The organism is Priestia sp. USM5 (genome assembly GCF_058323215.1).
In genome coordinates this window covers 1,807,318-1,826,424 of the sequence record NZ_JBSGKN010000001.1, presented here as the reverse complement: position 1 = coordinate 1,826,424, position 19,107 = coordinate 1,807,318, and the positions used below count along the sequence as shown (strand labels likewise).

The window sequence follows — 19,107 nt, the reverse complement described above, 5'->3', positions numbered from 1 at the left end:
GCCGTTTTTTACGTACTCCTTCACTACTTTTGCCGTTTTCTGCGTACTAAACATTGCTTTTCCCTTTGTTATGTCCTTTTCAAACCCTATTTTTTATTTTTTTCGCAGCATATATAAAGCTTTTGCCATTTTTGACGTACCAAACGATAACTTTTGCTGTTTTTAGCGTACTACCAGGTCGTTTTTGACGTTTTTCACGTACTAAAAATAGCTTTTGCCATTTTTGACGTACTATTGAAATTCATTGTGTTATTTACAGCGATCAGAGAAGTGATTTTTTTCCCTTTTTTTAGGTGAATCGAGATCACTTTTGCTGTTTTTGGCGTACCACTCTTCACTTTTGCTATTTTCGGCGTACTATATTGAGCCTTTTGCCGTTTTTGTCGTACTAAAACGCATAAAGTTTTTTTTGATTTTTACTGATCGTAACAAACACTGTTCTACCGGCGCTTGCTTGCTTTTGCCGTTTTTGTCGTACTAAAAAACCTATACGCTGAATCCCTTGCTATGACAGCATTCTTTGAGCCTTTTGCCGTTTTTCGCGTACTACTCGTTCGTTTGCGATTCTGTTTCTTATTGATATAATTTTCACAAGGTATTCTTTGTTATTTTACCCTAATAAATTATTGTTGATATGAAATAGATTGGAGGGATTCTCATGATAAAAAAAGAATTTGCGAAAATTGGAAAACAAATTATTCGCCAATTGTCTAGCACCGTAGAAAAATATAAAGATATTGAAGATCACATGGACCTAGACGCTCATGGGAACCCTACAATCAAAACAGTGGCAGAACATCACCGTTTATCTAAATCTCAAATTTCACAATTAATTTTTTATCACTTCCTTCACGTTGATGAAAGAGGTATTATTTGTGATGTTTCTGAAAAAGAGATTGCAGCCGCTTTGAATTGTACAGTTCGAACAGTTCGCAACAACAATGTAGTATTAGCAGAAACAGAATTAATTTCCTATTCTCGCAGCGGCAAAGGAATCAATATTTGTATTGTTCCCTACCCCCAATATTTTGAAGAACACGGCTTTGGGTTTATGGAATTAGAATATACTCGCTTTGAAGAACTTATTCTAATTGAAAACGTAAATGCCCTTCGCTTAGAGCTGCGCAAAGAATTGGTTTATGACAACGATACGATTAAGCGTCAGTTTAATCCTGGAGAAAACACTTCAAAAATTAGCTTTAATGACTATAAAATTTTTACGCCGAAATATACTCACTACAAGGGTATGATGCAAAAAATAGCTGAAACGCAGGCGAGCGCATTTAAAACCGTTGTCCAAGGATCTACTATTTTCTTTGTTTTAAAAGACGGAGCTAAAAATGGCAAGATGTCAAAACAAGAAAAGAGAGATCAATACGATGCGGCGATTCGACGTACTATTGAAGAGACTTTTGTAAAATTATCTGGACACAGCACAGATTCTACAGGAATTGTTATGTCTTCATTCCAAAACGAAGACATCGCTGATTTGGTTCAGCTTTCTTTTGAATATGGTATTGAACGAGTGAAGTCTGCCCTTTATACATTGATTGAACAGGCCTTCTTCAGCCATGATGCTCAAGTCGTTGAAAATTACGGTGGGAAAATCCGTACGCTCATTCGAAAAGAGCTTTCAAAAAATCTTCAAGATCAAGTCCCTGCCGAACTTACAGCTTCATAAGGGGCTTCTTTGGCATGCCTTTTTTTTATTTTCTATCCCTTCTCCTCTCTTTTTGATACAAATAGTACAAACAAACACCCATTTTTTCAGCTCTCAAATTTCATTATCCTATCTATATAAACGTAATGAGTTTAAATAAATGATATTTCTTGTGTATAACTATGGAATATTACTAAAAAAACACCTTCATACTTATCCACAAAAGAAAGAAAACATATTCAATGACTGTTATATCATCCTCTTTATTAATAAAAACATCCCTTTTATTTTTTTATTAACGATAATTTCCAGGTTATTTACTCTTTAATATAACTACTTTTATCCACAGTGGAAATAATTCATACTTTTAACAGCAATCTTCATACTATTGATTTTAAAATCCATCTATTGTAGAAGAAAAAACATAGTAAATAAAATAGCTTCCATATCTACTACGATAAAAAACATCCTTTAGCCAAAGGATGCTGTTCACAAAAAAGGGCTATTTTCCACACAGTTATTTATTGAAATACTATTTTCTTTCTAACCCTTGATATCATTGGGTTTTTAGAGGATTTTTCTTTCTTTAATATCTGTATATAATGTTTGCTAATAAGATCTATACTAATCTCTGCTATAAGATTTTATTTAATATTTGTATAAAGAAATGTTTTAAAAATATCTATACCTGAGGATTTTCACTTTTTCTAAATTAAGGAGTTTTCATTACATATACCAAATACAAATAAATTAAAATAAAACAATAGTTCAAACGCCTCTTAATAAATTCTAGTAGTATATTTTTTAAAATAAATTATACTATTCAGTAGAGAAAAATTTATAAAGCAAGAAAGGGACTTAGTCATGAAATACATACAGTGGGTACAGCAAACTTTATTTAATACCGGTAGGTGGATTGACATTAGTGAAGTAATCATAAAGATTATCCTCATTTTTATCATTGCTCAAATTGTCATCCGGTTTGCTCGCAGTGTCATTAATAAAATCTTTGATTTCAGATTTAAAACTAAACTGCTGAGGTACAACGAACGAAAAGAAATAACGCTGAAAAAACTTTGTCTGAGCATTGTCATGTACGTTGTATATTTTATTGCACTTATTACGTCTTTAGAGGCAATCGGAATTAATATGAAAGCACTTTTAGCTGGTATTAGCGTAGCAGGGTTTATTACAGGCTTAGGTGCACAGAATTTGATTAAAGATATTTTAAATGGGTTTTTTATTCTATTTGAAGATCAATTCTCAGTAGGAGATCACGTATCTATAAATGATACGAAAGGAACTGTTGAAGAAATTGGATTGCGCACGACAAAAATTCGCGGAGTCGACGGAGAGTTTTATTTTTTTGCTAATAGTAACATTACAAAAGTAGCGAACTACACGCTCGGTGAAATCCCCGAAATACATACACCTGAACAAATAAAAACTCGTGAAGAATAGCTTCACGAGTTTTTATTTACGACCGTTGTAAAGAATTGATCATATGATGTAAGGTGATAATCTGCTTCAATATCGTTATTTTGAAATGCACATGTTTTAATTCCCAGTTCACGGGCAGGTTTTAAGTCGAGTTCGCGATCCCCAATTACTAAATCGAGCTGATACTTATCGTGAAGATAGGCATAAGCTCCGCTATCAGGCTTTCGTTTGTAGCCATCATCCTTTGTAATAATCTCCGTGAAGTAGTGCTCCATATTAAAAAATGCCAGGATATCAAGCGTAGATTGTCTAGACTTGTGCGTAACAATTACATTTGTATCCGCAAAGCTCAGTACGTCTTCTACGTGAGAAAAAGCAGGCTTATCTTTAGGATTGATTTTTTGTTCGAGCACATGGAAGTGTTTATCAAACAAAGACTTTTCAATATCAAAATGCTTGATTGCTACGTCAGAAGATATTTTCATTTGTTTTAAAATATCATCTTCTGAAATCGTTTGATCTGTTAGTAATTCTTTGAATGCTTTCACGATAGTCGGATAGGTATCAAAGATGGTTCCATCAAAGTCCCATAAAATATTCATTTTCGCTGTCTCTCCTTTTTAAAAACGTAACGATTATACCAAATTTTTCACTGCTTGTCAGTGAATCATTTTGTCGTCGTTGCATTTAAAGTAAAAAAACTCGTATAAAACGAGTTTTTTTACTTTATTAGCTGCTGCTGCAGTTTGAACTCGAACAGCTGCTGCCGCTGTCATGATGGTGATGACCTCCATCGTTGTGGTGATGGTGGCGGTTATCTTCCCAGGGGCTTGAACAGCTATACCCACTGTAAGAGGCTGTCTCTCCCGCATACATCGTCTTTTTATATAGCAACAGTTCATTCATATGGCTTGAAAAGTTGGTGGCTTTGTAGAGAGAATAAAAAACAAAGCCTTGAAGAAGAAGTTCGTTTGATACATTTCCTTTTTTAGCCGCTTTTTTAAAATAAGTTGATCCGCCCGTTTTTTTTCTTTTTCGTGCAGCAGTGACTTCTTCTTTTAATGTTTGAATCAAATGCCTCTGTTGTGTTTCCCATTTGCCGTTTCTTAAAAAATAGCGATCTAGTAATTCATCTTCTGATAACCTTTGAAAATCTTGAAGCGTACTTTTATCAAGCGGATGCTGAAAAAACTTCCCCCAAAGCAGTCGGCTGTTACCCGTTATGTCAAACAAATGAGCATACATCCAATCGAAGAACGCTCGCTTATCCGGCTGTGGGGATGGAGCTGTTTCTACATTTGGCTGGTGATGCAAAAAGCGGTTGAAAAAACGGTCTGTAAAACGTTCATAATCTACTGTAAACATAATCATTTCATGCCATACTTCATCCACTTTTGCACTAAACATCGGTACGTCTTTGATGACTGCATTTAATAAAAAGTAGCGCTTCATCTCAAAAAACGTCCATTCCACTTCATCGTCTTTTGTATTTTTTCCTTTCATGCGCTGTTTCACTTGCTGAACATAGGCTGCCGGTAAAGAATCTTCTAGTGAATGAACAATATCTTCAAACCCTTGATTTTTATGTATTCCGAGCTCATCTGGAAGCTCCTCTTTATACAAGCGAAATCTTCTCGACTTTACAATCCCTTTAATAATCAAAGCTAAAAGAATTACCGCTCCTACTATAATGGCTGCTATCATCTTCTTCCCCCTGTATCGTATCTATATATTCAATATTTTACCACATTCGTAAAACACAAAAAAAGAGCTCAATTAACTTGAGCTCTCGTCATCATCGGGTATCTCGTCTACCTTTTCTACTTTGACTAGACCTTTCGTGCTATATTCAAGATCAAAGTATGCTTTAACGATATCCCCTTTTTTCAAATTACTTGGAATCGGTTCATTTAAATTTTTATCGGAAAATTTAATGCCCGTTCCTTCTTTTGTTGTTCCGCTGTATGTACCATTTTCGATTTTTTCAATAGTAATATAATACACTCGATATTTGTGCGCTTCCTCGTCGCCTTTCGCTTTTTCTTTAACGGTTTCTTGTTCAGGAAGCTTACTCAGTGTTTCTTGGGCCTGTCCAGAAGTCGGCTCTGCTGATCGATTTATGAATTGCATCACAACTAACACTAAACATATAACTACTAAAACTAATAATAATATCTTTTTTGCTGATAAAGACAATGAACTGTGCCTCCTTACACCTTTATGTATATCATGCTGCACACAAGAGATTATACACGATAAAGGATTAGAAATTGGGATAAATTCTATAAAAATAGTAAAAATATGAGAAAGTACCTAGAATTTTTTACGCTTTTCTGCACTTTTTTGAGATAGAAAAGAAATTTGGTACCTTATCCTTAAATTGTAACTGATTCACTTCATTTTCGGAAAGAGTTTTGCCCATTTTGTCGTAAAAAAGTCATAATAAGAAGGAATATCACACCATATTGTCGAACGTATGTATATACTTATAATGAACTGCCGAACTGCTTTTCTCTATCCTCATTGTTGAGGCAATATGGCAACTGAAACAGCTTGCTGTTAAATTCAGATTACACATCTATACTCAGGAGGTGGAATGCAAAATGATGTTTGCACTTATTGTTGTGGTTGGTATCGTAGCACTTGGCGTAGCTAGCTTCTACGTCATTAAGCGACCTCAAGGCGCTGTTGATCCTGAGGATCGCAAACCGCTTGTTTCTGTAAACGGGCATGTTAAATTTGCAGAAGGAATTAATCAAATTTCCATATCTAAAATTGACATGTACGATCAGCGTCTTGTTATCAATCAAGTAGCTATTATTCCATTTAACCGTATTCAACGAGCAGAATTTTCAAAGGTTGTCAAAAATGAAAAAGGCCTTCACGGAGCTCCTGTTCAACGCTATTTCGGTGAGTTAACCATTCATTTCACAGACAAGAACGGGCAAGAAACATACATTCGCTGTGAAACACCGAAAAAAAATCAATTTCACCTCATCTACCAGTACGATTTAATGAAAAGACAATTAAATAAGCGTCTTGGTCTTGAAGATCAGCAGCCTTACCTTACTCTCCAAGAACCATACGAACTATAAGAGAAAACCTCCCTTTTTTCACATATTATTTCACTTCCCTGTACATACTAGAAGCGAAACTGAAAATGGGAGGTCATTCCAATGGATTTCGTCCGTTTTTTGCAATATTTTTGTTCAATTGCCGGCGCTCTATGCTTAGGGTTTACCTACTATCACATGTTCAAGCGTGACGCTCCGGTAAAAAAAGAAGAATCACAGCAAGGTGGAACTGAGTGAAGTTCGCCTGCCGTGATTCTTCTTTTTATTTATATATTATTTATTTTTAGCCCAACAATAATTTTTGGTAAGTAAATTTTTAATAATATTCCGTAGCATACAAATAGAATTGTAGGAATAATAATGAATTTTGAAAAAAGTAAAAATGCAGTAATAGACAAAGTTATAAAAATAATAAGAAAAATAACTAAGTGTTTCATGCTAGACACCTTTTGGTTATTAATAATATCAGCGATACCAACTAATATCATTAAGAAACATATGTAATCTATTACACCTTGTATCAAATAATATTGTTTGACAACAGATTCAACAGTTGACATAGCAGACGTGAGATATAATAGCATAAATGAAACCACTACAGTTAATAAAGTCAACAAGAAAGGTATAAGCACAGGTGAAAGCATTGTTCTAAATAAGTGACCAAATGACCGAGATATACTTCTTTCATTTAAATAAGAGAAAGCATTAGGTTGGTTATATTTAAGGTTAGTTCTCTCTGTACTCAATCTTTCGACGAATTCCTCGACTTTTTTCTTTTCTATTCCAGTACTGAAGCTTCCAACCTCCTTACTTAGATCATAAGATAAATACGGATAAGCAGCCTTTAAATTCTCTTCTAATTGAGTAAACTCTACTTCATTTATTAAGAATCTATTTAGTGCATACTCCAATTCTAATAAAATTGTTAATACCTCACTGTACTTTTCTCTTTTATAGTTTTCACTATTTAGTAATTGAGTTCTGAACTCTTTGTACAACCATGTTCCAATTAATGCTATTAATAAATAAGTAATCAATTGCACATAATTTTTGCCAAATAATTGGTCTACGCTATTTAAAACAATTTTTACTAATTCATTCATTTAACGTATTACTCTCCTCTTTACATTAAAAAAAACTTATAGCCACTTCTATAAATCGAGAAGTGGCTATAAGTTTATTACCTTGATTATTGTAGAGACTTCATAGATTAAACTGTTTATTAAAACGCCCAGTTCCCTTTTCTAAACACAGGCTCGCTTGTACCGTCAGCTTTGATGCCGTCGATGTCCATTTCAGCTGAGCCAATCATGAAGTCAACGTGGGTGATGCTGTCGTTTGCTCCGTTTTGTGATAGCTCTTTTTTAGACATCGTTTTTCCCCCTTCTAAACAGAAGGAATACGAGCTGCCGATGGCTAAATGGTTGGATGCATTTTCGTCAAACAGCGTGTTATAGAAAATGATGTTTGACTGAGAAATTGGCGATTGATGCGGTACTAAGGCTACTTCTCCTAAGTATTTGGCACCTTCATCTGTTTCAATTAGGTGCTTTAACGTTTCTTCGCCTTCTTCTGCTTTTACATCCACAATTTTTCCGTTTTCAAATGTTAGCGTGAAGTTTTCAATTAAGTTTCCTGCGTAGCTAAGCGGTTTTGTGCTTGTTACTTGACCATTTACGCCGTCTTTTTTTGGGAGTGTAAATACTTCTTCTGTTGGCATATTGGCCATGAACGAGTTACCCTCTTCATTAACACTGCCTGCGCCCACCCAAATATGTTTGTCAGGAAGTTCAATTGTTAAATCTGTTCCTGGCGCTTTATAGTGAAGCTTAGAAAATCTCTTTTCATTTAAAATGTCTACTTTTGTATGTAATGAAGCATTATGCTCTTCCCATGCGGCCACTGGATCTTCTTGGTCTACGCGCACAGATTTAAAAATAGCTTCCCATAGTTTTTCTTGCTGCCGTTCTTCTGGAACATCAGGAAATACTTTAGCTGCCCAGTCTTTGGAAGGAACAGCTACGATGGACCAGCTAATTTTATCAGATTGGATCGCTTCACGGAATTTTTTCATTGCTTTTCCGCTTACTTTTTGGAACGCAGCAATACGTTTGCCGTCTACTCCTTTTAGTAAGTCAGGACCGCTTGAAATTACAGATAAAACAGCGCCTCCGTTTTTCACAAGCTCTTCTCTTGCCTGAGCTTTCCAAGCAGGAAATTCATTAAATACAGATTCATCCGCTTTTTCATATTTCAAACGAACTAAATGATCGTCATGCCAGTCTACATCAACAGACTTTGCTCCGGCTTCGTACGCTTTTTTCGCAATCTCACGAACAAAATCAGCGGAAGAAATATCAGCATTAATGTTTAATACTTGCCCTTTTTGAATGTTTACACCGACTTTTACAGCTAGCTCGGCGTACTTTTCAATATTGCGCTCAAACTGTTCCATAATTTATCTCCTTTACGTATATATTCTAACAACTTTATTGTATCATGAATAAAACATCAATTAAAAATCCTAGCCTATAGTTTACATAATATAATTACGTTATTTTACAGATTATTATATAGAAAAAGTTTGTTCTCTAAGAATCAGAACAAACTTTTGTCTTTCACAGATTCCGTTTTGTAGCCGAGCCGCTCCGAAATGTTCTTGCCTATATCAACCATGCGTTCTTGAAGGTACGTTAATCGCTCATTGGTCATACGCATCGTAGCACCGGAAATGCTGACTGCAGCAACGACTTGACCAAGGTGATCAAAAATAGGGGCTGCGATGCAGGTAATTCCGTATTCATTTTCTTCTAAATCCAGCGCATATCCCTTTTGCTTCACTTCTGAAAGTTCCCGGAGAAAGCTTTCTTCATCTGTAATGGTGTGATCGGTATGAGCTGGTAAGCCTTTTCTTTCAAGAATGCTTGTTACCGTGTTAAGCGGTAAAAAAGCTAGGATAGCTTTACCGACAGACGTACAGTGCATAGGCGCTCTTTTCCCCACTTTTGAGTGCATGCGCAGCGTCTGATTTCCTTCTAGCTTTTCAATATACACTACTTCACCTTGATCGTAGACAACAAGATGAATAACTTCATTTGTCTCACTTTCAAGTTCTTGCAAAAACGGCTTTGCTTCCGTTCGTAGATCAATAGAATCTAAAAGCTTTGAACTTACTTCTAAAAACTTATACCCAAGCTTGTACCGCCCGGTTTCTTGATCTTGTTCAATATAGCCATACTGAGCAAGAGTAGTTAGAATACGGTATACGGAGCTTTTATTAATGTCCATTTGCTTTGCAATTTCTGTGACTCCTACCCCTTCTCTTTCCATGCTGACAATTGTGACAATATCCAATGCCCGGCTTACAGACTTCACCATATTTTCTCGCTCCATTTTTCCTCTCTCCTCTATGTGTCGTTTTACTGCCGGGCATTTTTTATCACTTTTATACGTTTACACGTTCTTTCTCTGCAACAAACGGATTTTGGAGGGTCCCAATTTCTCGGATGGTGCATTCAATAATATCGTTTGTGCTCACCAGTTCCGCGCCGACCGGACTTCCTGTTAAAACCACATCTCCCGGCTTAAGGGTCATAACAGTAGAAAGGTAAGCAATCATTTCTCCAACGGAAATAATCATTAAATCTGTTGAGCTGTTTTGTTTTTCAACGCCATTTAAAAACGCTTTTACATGAATGGACTTAAAATCAAGCTCTGTTTCGATTACGGGGCCAAGAGGCGTAAATGAATCAAAGGATTTTCCAATGGTCCAGTGCCCGTCTTTATGAAAATAATCCGGAGCCGTTACATCGTTTCCAATTGTATACCCAAATATATAGTCCCGTACGTCTTCTTTTGCGATGTTCTTCGCTTCTTTTCCAATAATAACTGCAAGCTCAGATTCAAACTTAACGTGCTTAATAGCAGTTGGAATAACAATGTCTTCGTTTGGGCCAATCACAGAAGATGTGGGCTTAAAAAAGAAGACAGGAATAGAAGGCATTTCCTTTGGAAGCTCCGATTTTGCAGCTGCATAATTTGCGCCTATTCCAATAATTTGATTCGGCTCTAAAGGAGCCAAAAGCTTTACTTCATTTACTAAAAAAGTCTGTCCTGTATAGTTCCATTTCTCAAATATATTTCCTTCAATAACGCTGATCGTATCTTCTTTTAGTACACCTGTATGACGGCTATCTTGTACAGCGAACCTTACAAATTTCATGACATAGCTCCTTTTCCCATCTGCTTTGTTTTAATAAGGATCATAGGTAGTCAGGTTCTTAAGATGTAAGTACAGCCTGCCATTTCTATGCTGACAGGCCGTTTTTTTTACTGTTTTATAGCTGCTTTTGCCTTTGCTTCGATACGACGGCGGTGTAAAATGGGCTCCGTATAGCCGTTTGGCTGATCATAGCCTTGAAATACTAAATCGCAGGCTGCCTGAAAAGCAATGGATGCGCTGTAGTTCGATGACATTGGCTGATACAGAGGATCATTTTCATTTTGTTGATCCACTACTTTTGCCATTCGCTTTAGCGTTTCCGTTACTTGTTCTTTTGTACAAATCCCATGATGAAGCCAGTTGGCTACGTGCTGACTGGAAATACGAAGCGTTGCCCGGTCTTCCATTAGCCCTACATTATTAATATCCGGTACTTTTGAGCACCCTACTCCTTGGTCGACCCATCTTACTACATAGCCGAGTATTCCTTGAGCGTTGTTGTCTAGCTCCTGCTGGATTTCATCTTTGCTCCAATTTGGTTTTTCGGCCACAGGAATTTGCAAAATGTCATCTTGTAAATCAGTGGACTTAGTAAGCAATTCGTTTTGAACATCTCTTACATCAATTTGATGATAGTGAAGAGCATGAAGCGTTGCTGCGGTTGGTGAAGGCACCCATGCCGTATTCGCTCCTGCTTTTAAATGCCCCACTTTTTGCTTCAGCATTTCGGCCATCATATCCGGCATTGCCCACATTCCTTTTCCGATTTGAGCGCGGCCTTGGAACCCGCTTGCTAACCCTACATTTACATTAGACTGCTCGTAGCCTTGAAGCCATTTAGACGCCTTCATATCATTTTTACGAATAACAGCTCCTGCTTCCATAGAAGTGTGAATTTCGTCACCTGTTCGATCCAAAAATCCAGTATTAATAAACGCCACTCGGTCTTTTACTTCTTTGATGCACGCTTTTAAATTAAGCGTTGTGCGGCGCTCTTCGTCCATTACGCCAATTTTAATCGTATGACGCTCAAGCCCTAGCATATCTTCAATTGAATTAAATAACGTGTTGGCAAAAGCCACTTCTTTGGAGCCGTGCATTTTCGGTTTAACGATATAGATAGAGCTCTTTTTAGAATTTTGATACGTACCGTTTTTAAGCAAGGTGTGTTTGGCAATTAAACTAGTAATCACGCTGTCTAAAATACCTTCATAGATTTCGTTGCCATTTCGATCTAAAACAGCGCTGTTTGTCATTAAATGCCCAACGTTTCGAACAAACATAAGCGAACGGCCAGACAGTGAAATCTTTTCCTTGTGGGGAGAAATATAGGTACGGTCTGGATTTAAACGCCTTGTCATGTTTTGACTTCCTTTTTTAAAAGTAGACGTCAAATCACCTTTCATTAATCCCAGCCAGTTGCGGTAAACGTCTACTTTGTCTTCTGCGTCTACTGCCGCTACTGAATCTTCACAGTCCATAATCGTCGTAAGAGCTGCTTCCATTAAAATATCTTTTACACCCGCATCGTCTGTTTTACCAATCGAATCCGTACGATCAATTTGAACTTCAAAATGCAGGCCGTTGTTTTTGAATAAAAGAGCATCAGGGCTTTCTTCTTCCCCTTGATACCCTACAAATTTATCTTCTTCCTGTAACTCTGTTAAACTGCCATCGTTTAATTGAGCAACAAGCTTCCCATTTTCAAGACTGTACTGAACCACTTCTGCATGAGAAGACTGAACGAGCGGAATAACTTCATCAAGAAAATTCTTTGCAAACGCAATAACTTTTTCTCCTCGAATTGGATTATAAGAACTCGTGCGCGAAGCTCCATTTTCTTCACTGATTGCATCAGTGCCGTAAAGTGCATCATAGAGACTACCCCAGCGTGCATTAGCAGCGTTAATAGCATACCGAGCGTTATTCACTGGTACCACAAGCTGTGGTCCCGCTTGATAGGCAATTTCGCTGTCTACTCCTTCTGTACCAATAAGAAAATCTTCTGCCTTGTCTTCTAAATAGCCAATTCTCGTTAAAAACGATTTGTATTCGTTAAAGTCACCGTCAGGATTTTCTTGATGCCATGCATTAATTTGAGCTTGAAGCTGATCACGCTTTTCTAACAAACGTTTATTTACGGGGGTTAACTCAGTTACTAACGCTTCAAAATCAGACCAAAAATTTTCTGTACTTAGGCCGCTGCCCGGGAGAGCTTCCTCATTAATAAATTGATAGAGAACTGGAGCTACTTTCAGATTTCCAACTTGTTTGTAGTTTGTCACCGTCTGTTTCCTCCTCTTACTTCTTTACATTTTTAAATTTGGACGCGCTTTCAATTCTTTTTGCCAAAATGGTTAAGACGAACATATGCGGTGCTGTTTCTTATTACAAAACAGCGTTTTATTTTTGTTAAAAAAATCATATCATCGAGCGAATGTATTTTCAAGAATTTTCTAAAAATAACCCACTTTTTTCTTTTCTTTTTTGACTTCAGCGCAGCGGCTCGGACTTGGAAAAAGCTTTCCTGCATTTAATAGATTTTTAGGATTAAATACTTCTCGTATATTCGTTTGTGCTTGAATTTCATCTTCATTAAAAACAAATCGCATTTCTTCTTTTTTTTCAATGCCCACACCGTGTTCCCCGGTAATCGTTCCTCCTACTTCTGCACATACTTGCAAACATGCGCTTCCGGCTTCGAGTGCTTTTTCAGTTTCCCCTGGCTTTCTAGCATCAAATAATACAAGCGGATGCAAGTTCCCGTCTCCAGCGTGAAAAATATTGGCAATACGAAGGCCTGCTTCTTCGCTAATTTTGTTGATTCGCTTCAGCACTTGAGGCAGTTTACTTCTTGGAATAACGCCGTCTTGTACGAGGTAGTCAGGGGATATAGCTCCCATCGCTCCAAATCCTGTTTTGCGATTTGCCCACCACCTGGCGCGCTCTTCTTCACTTTCAGCTACTTTCACTTCCCGTACGTTTTGTTTTTTGCATACGTCTAAAATACGTATGATTTGCTCTTCGATACCGGCTGAAATGCCGTCTACTTCAATTAATAAAAGAGCTTCAATATCTCTAGGGTGTCCGACTGGAAACGCAGCAGCTTCCACTCCTTCAATGGCGGTTTTATCCATCATTTCAAGCGCAGCGGGCACAATGCCGGCTGATATAATGTCGGATACCGCTTGACTGCCGTCTTCTACGCGGTCGAAATAGGCAAGTACCGTTTGTTTGGCTTCGGGGTTTTTCAAAATGCGCACCGTAATTTTCGTAACGATTCCTAACGTCCCTTCTGATCCTGTTAAAAGTCCTAATAAATCATATCCCGGTTCATCTGGAATACCTTGCTTGCCAAGTTCAATCACATCTCCATTTGGAAGCACCACCTCTAGCCCTAAAATATGGTTGGTAGTTACGCCATATTTTAGACAGTGTGCCCCTCCCGCGTTTTCCGCTACATTTCCACCAATGGTGCAGCAATACTGACTCGAAGGATCGGGTGCATAATAATATCCTTTTTCAGAGATTGAATTAGTTAACTTAAGATTAATAAATCCGGGCTCTACAACGGCACGTCTGTTTTCATAGTCGACGCTAAGCAGCCGCTTCATTTTTACTAAACTAATAATCACTTCGTTATTAAGCGGAATCGCTCCTCCGCTCAGTCCTGTGCCTGCTCCTCTTGCAAGAAAAGGCAAGTCATGTTCATTGCAGTATTTAACAATGCTAGAAACTTCTTTCGTATTTTTAGGAAATAACACCGCTTTAGGCAAGTGTCTGTGAATAGTAAACCCATCGCAGTCGTACGCAAGTAAATCTTCTTTGTGATACAAAATAGAATGAGCATCTACTAGTTGAGAAAGATTTTTCACGTGAAGATCTTTTATTCTATTTTTCTTCAACACGATGCGCTTCCTCCTCTTCTTTTTGATAGGCCCACTCCAAAAGCTGTACCGTGTGAACAATTTGCTGACTTCGTCCATATTTTTTCACTCCTACTGCCATCTGCAGCATACATCCTGGGTTTCCCATTGAAATCATTTCTACGTCAGGGGGCACATTTTCCATTTTACTTTGAAGCACGGCTCCCGCCATGTCAGGGTTTGTTAAATTATAAATTCCTGCGCTTCCACAGCATCTGTCTGCGTTAGCCATATGAACCATTTCAACTCCCGGAATAGAAAGCAAAATATCTCTTGGTTCTTCTCTAACTCCTTGACCATGAGCTAAATGACAAGCGTCGTGATACGTAATGCGCGTATGCAGCTTCGCCTGCGGAGGGCGATATCCCGTATCGTGAAGGTATTTTGAAATATCCTGGACTTTTTTAGCAAAGACTTCGGCTTTTTCAAGCCACTCTTGCTCTTCTTCTCTAAATAGTTCAGGATACTCTTTTAACATGCAGCCGCATCCCGCAGCGTTTACAATAATGGTATCGGCATGCTGAAACGCCTCTATATTTTTTTTTGCAAGCTGCCTTCCCATGTCTCGGTCTCCTGCATGAACGTGCAAAGCACCACAGCACGTCTGAGAATGAGGAATAACAACGTCGTTTCCGTTTCTTCTTAATACATTAAGAGTCGCTTCGTTAATATCACTGAACATGACGTCCATAATGCAGCCCGTTAAAAAAGCAACTTCGGCTTTTCTTTCGGCTTTTGCTTTCAGAACGCGTTCTTTTTTATATTTTTTTCGAACAGAACGGGTAATTTTAGGCATTACATGTTCCATTTCTGCTAGATGTGTTGGCATCATATTTAACATGCCTGTTGTGCGAACCATTTTTTGCATCCCGCTTTTTTGATACAACTTTAATAGACTTCCTGCAGCTTCTAAGCGATGGGAATGAGGAAAAAGTTCCTTTAGAAAAAACTTGCTGATCATTCCTTTCCATCCCGTCAAAGGCATCGCCTGACGAATTTGGCCGCGAGCTTCTTCAATGAGTCCGCCAACGTCTACATTTGCAGGACAAGCAGTTGTACAGGCACGGCAGTCCAAACAAGCAAATACAGGATCTGTAAACTGTTCATTCACGCTTATCTTTCCTTCTGCTACCGATTTGATAAGGTGCACGCGTCCTCTTGGTGAATGCTGTTCTTGCCCCGTTATTTCGTAAGTAGGACAAGACTCCAAGCACATTCCGCAGTGTACACAATCCGCCCATTTTTTTTCGTCTGGCGCGTCTTTCCACAAATAATTGCTAACGCTTTGACATGGAGCATCTTTGATATCCGCTTTCGCTGAATTCACTTAGATTCCTCCTATAAATCGTTTATAGTTAAGCACATTTTTAGCGTCCACCTTTGCTTTAATTCCTGCTAGTAACGGAAAATGAGAAGGTTTTTCCCCCCACACATTTACTTTTTGACGCAGTATAAAAGGCAAATGTTTAACGACCACATATCCTCCGTACGTTTTAGCCGTTTCAGTAAATGAAGTGATAACGGAAAGAACGGCTTGTTCTGAGCCCTTTATGTAGACTGAGCAAAGACCGTGTCCAACTCCTCCATGTGCTTTTACCAGCATGGGAAGGGATGTTTTTAAAGCAGTACTTTTGTTTATCACGTCAAGTACATTCATATTTGGTACACCGACTTTTAAAGTGGCTTCCGTTTCCTCTTCGGAAGAACAGCATGCACCATTTGGACTAATGTTACTAAAAAATCCCCAAAATACCTCGGCTTCTTTTTCATGAAGCACTTTTAAAATCGTATCAGACGGCTGAATGCTTTTGATGTAATTCTCTTGATAATGAACGGAACTTTCCACATCTTCAAAGCTGATTACAAGCGTAAACAGATGCTGCCCTATTACATCTTCAGCTAGAGAAGGATTTAATAATTCCAAGGAAACGGGCTCTATCATGGAGTCTAAGACTTTGCTAACAAACGCATGAATTTCTTCGATATTGCCTGTTGAAAAAGAAAGAAAAAGAACGCTTTGATACTTGGGCAGCGGACGCAGCTTTAACGTTATTTCGGATATAACGCCGAGCGTTCCCATTGAACCAATAAACAGCTTATTCATATCATAGCCAGCCACGTTCTTGACGACTTTTCCCCCTGAACGAACAATGGTTCCATCTGAATATACGACTCTCATACCGATTACTGCATCTCGAGCTGATCCATAAGACAAGCGCTTTGGGCCACTTTCATTCGCTGCAATAACCCCGCCGATTGTAGCGTAGTCTCCTAGAGCTGGATCAAGTGAAACTTGCTGATTGTACGTTTTTAAATACGTTTGCAGCTCTCCAAACGGCGTACCAGCTTTTACAGTAACCGTCATATCGCCTACTGTATGTTCAACAATTCCGCTGTATTCAGTCAGCGAAAGCAAAAGATCTGCTGTGTCTATAAGCCCGCCAAAGCCTTTTTTGGTACCGTTCCCTTCAATGACGACTTTTTTTCCGTGTTCCGCCGCATACCTTAAAACGGCTGCTATTTCTTGTTCTGAAGTTGGCTTAACATGCACGGACCCGTTATTTCCAAGGAAGTGATTCATATGCTGTTCTTCAAGTGTGGAAGGATGAGATAAAATGGATTTTAAATGACCTGGAAGTTCTAACGTACTCAATAAATTGACTCCTCTCGTTTTGTAATAGCAAACAACGTTTCACTAATAACATACAGAAGTGCCATGTATAATACGACTGAAAGTAGTAGATTAATAAGAAGAATAATTAGTAGAATAGATGAAAAGATATATTTTAAGCGCTTACAATCATTTAATCACCTATTCTTGGGATTTTCAACCAGTATTTTCTTCTTATCAACAAAAAAATGTCCGTTCTTTAGAAAAAAAGTTTCTTTTAGTACTTGCCTATCACGAAAGTATTAGAATATAATGTAAGCGAATTCATTTTTACATAAGTCATCAGATGACCTTATCATCGTAGTTTTAATGGTTTCGTTTTACTAAATTCGTAGTTCACTAATTTGAAAATGAGGTGTTAGTTATGACATGGACACAGCAGTTCACTCCTGTAGGAAACAGCGTCATTTGGTCTTCATTAATCGCTTTGATTCCTATTCTTTACTTCTTTTGGGCTCTGGCTATTAAACGAATGAAAGGTTATATGGCTGGGATTACAACCTTACTGGTCGCACTTGCCGTTGCGATGCTTGCCTATAAAATGCCGGCTAGCATGGCTTTTATGTCAGCTAGTCAAGGAGCCGTATACGGTATACTGCCGATTGGATGGATTATCATTACGTCCGTTTTTCTTTACAAACTAACCGTCAAAACCGGTCAGTTTGATATTATTCGTACCTCTGTCGTATCTATTACAGAAGATCGCAGACTTCAAGCTTTGTTAGTTGCTTTTTCGTTTGGGGCTTTTCTTGAAGGTGCCGCTGGTTTTGGTGCACCTGTTGCGATTTCAGCAGCTTTGCTTGTAGGACTAGGTTTTAATCCGCTGTATGCCGCTGGCTTATGTTTATTAGCAAACACAGCACCCGTTGCTTTTGGTGCAATTGGTATTCCTATCACGGCTATGGAGGGTCCTACTGGAGTAGCGGCAATGGAAATCTCTAAAATGGTAGGCCGCCAGCTTCCTTTTATTTCTGTATTTATTCCGCTATATTTGGTTTTTGTAATGGCTGGATTTAAGAAAACAGTAGAAGTACTCCCTGCTATTTTAGTATCCGGCGTCTCTTTTGCTCTTACACAGTTTGTCAGCTCTAACTTTTTAGGGCCTGAACTTCCCGATATTTTATCGGCACTCGTTTCACTTTTTGCGCTCGCTATTTTCTTAAAATTCTGGAAACCGAAAACAACGTTTCGCTTTCAATCTGAAAAAGCAGCACATGAAGTAGCTTCCGCTTCGGCTGAGCCAAGAGAAACTCAAGGTCAGCCCGCATTCACGGGGGCTCAAATTGCAAAGGCGTGGTCACCTTTTTTAATTTTAACGATCTTTATTTCTATATGGGGAATCCCTCAAATTAAAACCGCTTTGACGGGGCACTATGAAGGAGCTAACGCTTTTTTGAGCGCTATCAATTCCGTCGGACATTATTTAACGTTTATGCCAGAAGTACCTTGGTTAAATAATTTAATTTTAAATGGAAATGGAGAACTAATTGCTGCAGTGTATAAGTTAGAATTACTAGGCGCTGCGGGCACAGCTATCCTGTTGTCTGCTGTTGTCACAAAATTTATCGTCAACATCTCTTGGAAAGACTGGTTTATTACGTTTAACGAGACGTGCAAAGAATTAGCGCTGCCGCTTCTTACCATTATGTCCGTAGTTGCATTTGCTTACGTGACAAATGCTTCTGGAATGAGTACAACCTTAGGTCTGCTTTTAGCTAAAACAGGCGCGTTATTTCCCTTTTTCTCTCCTGTACTCGGCTGGCTTGGTGTTTTTATTACAGGATCAGATACATCAGCCAACTTATTGTTCGGCAACTTGCAAAAAATCACGGCCACGTCTATTGGAATGGATCCGCTTCTTGCGCTTGCAGCAAACTCTTCGGGCGGAGTAACCGGTAAAATGATTTCACCGCAGTCCATCGCCGTCGCCTGTGCTGCGGTTGGGCTGGCAGGAAAAGAATCCGATTTGCTTCGTTTTACGGTGAAGCACAGCTTATTTTTACTGCTGATTGTCTGCCTACTAACATTTTTACAATCCAATGTATTATCGTGGATGATTCCTTAATCAAAAAGGCTTCCGCAGCTAGAGGTGAACCTCTGCACGGAAGCCTTTT

General features: G+C 38.3%; 16 protein-coding genes. 5 read left to right on the top strand and 11 right to left on the bottom strand.

The annotated features are described in order from the left end of the window. Positions 1 to 658 precede the first annotated feature (658 nt). Both ACWATA_RS10000 and ACWATA_RS09995 read left to right on the top strand, forming a co-directional pair. The gene (locus tag ACWATA_RS10000; RefSeq protein WP_033579375.1) at positions 659 to 1,681 is read left to right on the top strand and encodes a hypothetical protein; all 1,023 of its coding nucleotides are present in this window, start codon (positions 659 to 661) and stop codon (positions 1,679 to 1,681) included. Between the two features lie 843 nt (positions 1,682 to 2,524). Beyond that, complete coding sequence (locus tag ACWATA_RS09995) at positions 2,525 to 3,121, top strand: mechanosensitive ion channel family protein (RefSeq protein ID WP_028412904.1); 597 nt, start codon at positions 2,525 to 2,527, stop codon at positions 3,119 to 3,121. A gap of 2 nt (positions 3,122 to 3,123) precedes the next feature. Here the strand turns inward: ACWATA_RS09995 and ACWATA_RS09990 are convergent, their stop codons facing one another. The 3 genes from ACWATA_RS09990 to ACWATA_RS09980 form a co-directional block, all read right to left on the bottom strand. Further along, on the bottom strand, positions 3,124 to 3,702 hold the full coding sequence (locus ACWATA_RS09990; protein ID WP_033579376.1) for an HAD-IA family hydrolase: 579 nt from the start codon (positions 3,700 to 3,702) through the stop codon (positions 3,124 to 3,126). Positions 3,703 to 3,829: 127 nt separating this feature from the next. Next, on the bottom strand, positions 3,830 to 4,804 hold the full coding sequence (locus ACWATA_RS09985) for a UCP032817 domain-containing protein (protein ID WP_473049796.1): 975 nt from the start codon (positions 4,802 to 4,804) through the stop codon (positions 3,830 to 3,832). A gap of 72 nt (positions 4,805 to 4,876) precedes the next feature. Next, positions 4,877 to 5,296 (bottom strand): hypothetical protein, encoded by a 420-nt coding sequence (locus ACWATA_RS09980; protein ID WP_028412901.1) that lies wholly within the window; start codon positions 5,294 to 5,296, stop codon positions 4,877 to 4,879. 407 nt (positions 5,297 to 5,703) lie between these two features. On the opposite strand from ACWATA_RS09980, the gene ACWATA_RS09975 reads away from it, so the two are divergent. Both ACWATA_RS09975 and ACWATA_RS09970 read left to right on the top strand, forming a co-directional pair. Next, positions 5,704 to 6,195 carry a hypothetical protein gene (locus ACWATA_RS09975; protein ID WP_028409022.1) on the top strand — a complete coding sequence of 164 codons (492 nt, stop codon included), beginning with the start codon at positions 5,704 to 5,706 and terminating at the stop codon, positions 6,193 to 6,195. Positions 6,196 to 6,276: 81 nt separating this feature from the next. Then, a complete protein-coding gene (locus ACWATA_RS09970; protein ID WP_014459590.1) occupies positions 6,277 to 6,411 on the top strand; it encodes a hypothetical protein in 135 nt (44 codons plus the stop codon). Positions 6,412 to 6,440: 29 nt separating this feature from the next. On the opposite strand, the gene ACWATA_RS09965 is transcribed toward ACWATA_RS09970, so the two are convergent. From ACWATA_RS09965 to ACWATA_RS09930, 8 genes are all read right to left on the bottom strand, one after another. Further along, complete coding sequence (locus tag ACWATA_RS09965) at positions 6,441 to 7,277, bottom strand: hypothetical protein (RefSeq protein ID WP_473049795.1); 837 nt, start codon at positions 7,275 to 7,277, stop codon at positions 6,441 to 6,443. Between the two features lie 119 nt (positions 7,278 to 7,396). Continuing rightward, on the bottom strand, positions 7,397 to 8,629 hold the full coding sequence (locus tag ACWATA_RS09960; RefSeq protein WP_473049794.1) for an aminopeptidase: 1,233 nt from the start codon (positions 8,627 to 8,629) through the stop codon (positions 7,397 to 7,399). Positions 8,630 to 8,772: 143 nt separating this feature from the next. Continuing rightward, positions 8,773 to 9,567, bottom strand: coding sequence for an IclR family transcriptional regulator (locus tag ACWATA_RS09955; protein ID WP_013057552.1), 795 nt, complete (start codon positions 9,565 to 9,567; stop codon positions 8,773 to 8,775). A 52-nt stretch (positions 9,568 to 9,619) separates the two neighbouring features. After that, positions 9,620 to 10,396 (bottom strand): fumarylacetoacetate hydrolase family protein, encoded by a 777-nt coding sequence (locus ACWATA_RS09950; RefSeq protein ID WP_473049793.1) that lies wholly within the window; start codon positions 10,394 to 10,396, stop codon positions 9,620 to 9,622. Positions 10,397 to 10,503: 107 nt separating this feature from the next. Next, positions 10,504 to 12,681 carry a malate synthase G gene (locus ACWATA_RS09945; RefSeq protein ID WP_028412896.1) on the bottom strand — a complete coding sequence of 726 codons (2,178 nt, stop codon included), beginning with the start codon at positions 12,679 to 12,681 and terminating at the stop codon, positions 10,504 to 10,506. A gap of 171 nt (positions 12,682 to 12,852) precedes the next feature. After that, positions 12,853 to 14,304, bottom strand: a complete 1,452-nt coding sequence (locus tag ACWATA_RS09940; RefSeq protein WP_406901333.1) for an FAD-linked oxidase C-terminal domain-containing protein — start codon at positions 14,302 to 14,304, stop codon at positions 12,853 to 12,855. Further along, positions 14,288 to 15,649, bottom strand: coding sequence for a (Fe-S)-binding protein (locus ACWATA_RS09935; protein ID WP_028414362.1), 1,362 nt, complete (start codon positions 15,647 to 15,649; stop codon positions 14,288 to 14,290). The genes ACWATA_RS09940 and ACWATA_RS09935 overlap by 17 nt, the downstream gene beginning before the upstream one ends. Further along, positions 15,650 to 16,975 carry an FAD-binding oxidoreductase gene (locus ACWATA_RS09930; protein ID WP_473049792.1) on the bottom strand — a complete coding sequence of 442 codons (1,326 nt, stop codon included), beginning with the start codon at positions 16,973 to 16,975 and terminating at the stop codon, positions 15,650 to 15,652. A 382-nt stretch (positions 16,976 to 17,357) separates the two neighbouring features. Between ACWATA_RS09930 and ACWATA_RS09925 the strand changes: the two genes are divergently transcribed. Then, positions 17,358 to 19,058, top strand: coding sequence for an L-lactate permease (locus ACWATA_RS09925; RefSeq protein ID WP_028412893.1), 1,701 nt, complete (start codon positions 17,358 to 17,360; stop codon positions 19,056 to 19,058). Positions 19,059 to 19,107: the final 49 nt, after the last annotated feature.

Bases quoted from the DNA above. Each gene is read 5' to 3' on its own strand.
- ACWATA_RS10000 (WP_033579375.1), top strand. From the start codon at position 659: ATGATAAAAAAAGAATTTGCGAAAATTGGAAAACAAATTATTCGCCAA.
- ACWATA_RS09995 (WP_028412904.1), top strand. From the start codon at position 2,525: ATGAAATACATACAGTGGGTACAGCAAACTTTATTTAATACCGGTAGG.
- ACWATA_RS09990 (WP_033579376.1), bottom strand. From the start codon at position 3,702: ATGAATATTTTATGGGACTTTGATGGAACCATCTTTGATACCTATCCG.
- ACWATA_RS09985 (WP_473049796.1), bottom strand. From the start codon at position 4,804: ATGATAGCAGCCATTATAGTAGGAGCGGTAATTCTTTTAGCTTTGATT.
- ACWATA_RS09975 (WP_028409022.1), top strand. From the start codon at position 5,704: ATGATGTTTGCACTTATTGTTGTGGTTGGTATCGTAGCACTTGGCGTA.
- ACWATA_RS09970 (WP_014459590.1), top strand. From the start codon at position 6,277: ATGGATTTCGTCCGTTTTTTGCAATATTTTTGTTCAATTGCCGGCGCT.
- ACWATA_RS09965 (WP_473049795.1), bottom strand. From the start codon at position 7,277: ATGAATGAATTAGTAAAAATTGTTTTAAATAGCGTAGACCAATTATTT.
- ACWATA_RS09960 (WP_473049794.1), bottom strand. From the start codon at position 8,629: ATGGAACAGTTTGAGCGCAATATTGAAAAGTACGCCGAGCTAGCTGTA.
- ACWATA_RS09955 (WP_013057552.1), bottom strand. From the start codon at position 9,567: ATGGAGCGAGAAAATATGGTGAAGTCTGTAAGCCGGGCATTGGATATT.
- ACWATA_RS09950 (WP_473049793.1), bottom strand. From the start codon at position 10,396: ATGAAATTTGTAAGGTTCGCTGTACAAGATAGCCGTCATACAGGTGTA.
- ACWATA_RS09925 (WP_028412893.1), top strand. From the start codon at position 17,358: ATGACATGGACACAGCAGTTCACTCCTGTAGGAAACAGCGTCATTTGG.